A 666-nucleotide genomic window follows, 5' to 3' on the forward strand; every position below is an offset into this window, starting at 1 on the left:
GGGCGTTATGTGAATAGGGAAATTATGCAGCAAGCAATTGAAAGTGAGAGACTAATATTAAGACCATTTTCTATGTCTGACGCTGAGCGTGTTTCAGAGTTGGCTGGCGACAAGCAAATATCAGAAATGACGGCAAATATTCCTTATCCATATAGAGTCAGTGATGCTGAAAATTGGATTCGTACTCAAGCTGAGTTGTTTTTAAGTGGTAAAGGTGTTGTCTATGCCATTGTCCTAAAAGAGAGTTCTGAGCTTATTGGTGCTATTAGTTTTCCAAAACTGGAAAATGGTTTGGGTATTCTGGGCTATTGGTTGGGCGTTCCTTACTGGGGCTGTGGTTATGCTACAGAAGCATCTAAGAGTTTGATTTCATTTTCAAAAAAGCATTATGGATTAACGAGGTTAAAAGTAATGCATTTAGTTGGAAATGAGCGCTCAAAGTCAGTTATTGAAAAGCTTGGTGTAAAATACGTGGGCGATCAGATAAACCGCATGCAAGGGAAAGATCGTGAGGTAAGTGTTTATATATCAGAGGCATAAATTCACATAACAAACAGTTTAAGAGGGATTCAGCACGCGTGGCATTTTTGGTATGCGGTGGTTTCGGTGTTGAAGTGCCATACAGTAACATCGGTGTTGCGTGCTTCACCCCTTAACTGGGCGTTA

At 40.5% G+C, this 666-nt stretch carries 1 protein-coding gene; it reads left to right on the top strand.

Annotation, left to right across the window (positions count from 1 at the left end; genetic code table 11):
• The first annotated feature begins 24 nt into the window (after positions 1-24).
• Positions 25-540 carry a GNAT family N-acetyltransferase gene (locus tag F7Y48_RS23570; protein ID WP_258506952.1) on the top strand — a complete coding sequence of 172 codons (516 nt, stop codon included), beginning with the start codon at positions 25-27 and terminating at the stop codon, positions 538-540.
• Positions 541-666: the final 126 nt, after the last annotated feature.

This window comes from Vibrio sp. 2-1-2a, assembly GCF_032648565.1.
Taxonomy (GTDB): domain Bacteria; phylum Pseudomonadota; class Gammaproteobacteria; order Enterobacterales; family Vibrionaceae; genus Vibrio; species Vibrio diabolicus.

Excerpts from the sequence above, each read along its gene's own strand:
- F7Y48_RS23570 (WP_258506952.1), top strand. The coding sequence starts at position 25 with ATGCAGCAAGCAATTGAAAGTGAGAGACTAATATTAAGACCATTTTCT.